This window comes from Gabonia massiliensis (assembly GCF_001403595.1).
GTDB classification, from domain to species: Bacteria; Bacteroidota; Bacteroidia; order Bacteroidales; family Coprobacteraceae; genus Coprobacter; species Coprobacter secundus.
Window position 1 is genome coordinate 1 of record NZ_LN877931.1, and the last position, 1,722, is coordinate 1,722.

Genomic DNA, 1,722 nt, shown 5'->3' on the forward strand with positions numbered 1-1,722 from the left:
TATCTTGATTCATCCTAAAGAAAGTGTGGCCTGAATTCAATAAGTCTCCAACGATAAATGCAAGTAATGCTACACCGATAACGGTGACTAACAGCCCTGCTTTACCTCTGATTTTCTCTAACGTAGCCATTTACTAGTTTATGTTTATTAGTTTTATTTTTTGTTTTCTTATTTCAAGTAAGCGCACGAAGATACAAAAAATGCCTTTATATCCGTGATGAATAATAAAAAAAAATCGTTTATTTCTCCATTTTCATTCTGACAATCTCTATTTTTGTTGCATTCCTCTTTAGTATTTTAAATTTATAAGGTCCAATCTCCACAATCTCCCCCTGTTGTGGTATAGTTTTATGATGATACAAAATATATCCTGCTATAGTCTGATATTCATCAGATTCAGGTATCTCCAAATCATACATCTCATTTATTTTCTCTATCTCCAATCGCCCCGAGAAAAGGTACTCATTTTCACCAACTTTCTGTGATATATAATTACGAATATCGTGCTCATCTTCTATATCCCCACATATTTCTTCAAGGAGGTCTTCTAATGTAATAATACCACTGGTCCCGCCGAATTCGTCTATCACAACAGCAATACTTCGTTTCTGCTGCATCAGGCTTTTCATCAATTTCGATGCCAACATAGTTTCAGGCACCTGCAAAATAGGTTTTATATGAACACGCCAATCTACTGATTGCTTAAACATTTCAGAAGAATGTATATAACCAACTATATCATCAATATTCTCTTTATAAACAATTATTTTAGAAAGGCCTGTCTCTATAAAAGCCGATATAAGCTCTTGCCTCATTGTCCTATCCCTGTCTACAGCAACAATTTCGTTTCTGGGTATCATACAATCTCTTAACCTGACATTAGAAAAGTCTAAGGCATTCCGAAATATCTTCATTTCAGTCTCGACTTCCTGCTCATTATCTGCTTCATCAATACTTTGCTGTATAAAATAATCAAGGTCGACTTTGCTCATTGCACCCTCTTCCTGATGGTTTGATATTTTAACTCCACTTAGCCACAAGACTCCTTTTGAAAACAAAGATGTTAATTTCGAAAGAGGATATAAAATCAAATATATCGGATACACAGGCAATGCAAAAAAACGAAGTACCGAATTCGGATTTATACGGAATAAAGTTTTAGGAAAAAATTCGGCAGTCAACAAAATAAGCAAGGTCGATAACAATGTTTGGCTAAACAAAACAAACACATCATTATCATATATATAAGATAACACGGGAGAAAGTAGTTCGGCCATACCGATACCATAAATCACCAATGCAATATTATTACCCACCAACATAGTAGAAATAAATTGTTCTTGATGATGATAAAACAAATTCAACACCCGACCCAAAAGAGTTTCCTTCTTCATATCCAGTTCAAAACGAACTCTATTGGATGATACAAAAGCAATCTCCATCCCTGAAAAAAAAGCTGAAAAAATCAAAGATACCACTACAATCCAAACAGTAGCCGTCATTGAGCTCCTCCTTCCTGTTTAGGTGCATAATGTTTGGCATTATTTCGAGCAGCCATACGGGCACTATCATTTTTTTGAGAAGACTGAGCCTCGCTTTCTTTCATAGGAAAAATTCCATTAGTCTGTTTTATTGTATAACGCGTCATAGATTCGTTAGAAACAAAACCCTTCCCTTCGATTATTTTATCAACTCGCTGAATATGAATATCACTATCCGAAT

At 34.9% G+C, this 1,722-nt stretch carries 2 protein-coding genes and 1 pseudogene; all 3 read right to left on the reverse strand.

Annotation, left to right across the window (positions count from 1 at the left end; genetic code table 11):
- On the reverse strand, window positions 1–130 hold a 130-nt coding region (locus BN2628_RS16595), incomplete at its 3' end, for a SurA N-terminal domain-containing protein (RefSeq protein WP_154668349.1).
- Between the two features lie 109 nt (window positions 131–239).
- The gene (locus BN2628_RS00125; RefSeq protein WP_055095516.1) at window positions 240–1,502 is read right to left on the reverse strand and encodes a hemolysin family protein; all 1,263 of its coding nucleotides are present in this window, start codon (window positions 1,500–1,502) and stop codon (window positions 240–242) included.
- Window positions 1,499–1,722, reverse strand: a pseudogene (locus BN2628_RS17335) (LPS export ABC transporter periplasmic protein LptC); the annotation flags it as partial. The gene BN2628_RS00125 and the pseudogene BN2628_RS17335, both read right to left, overlap by 4 nt.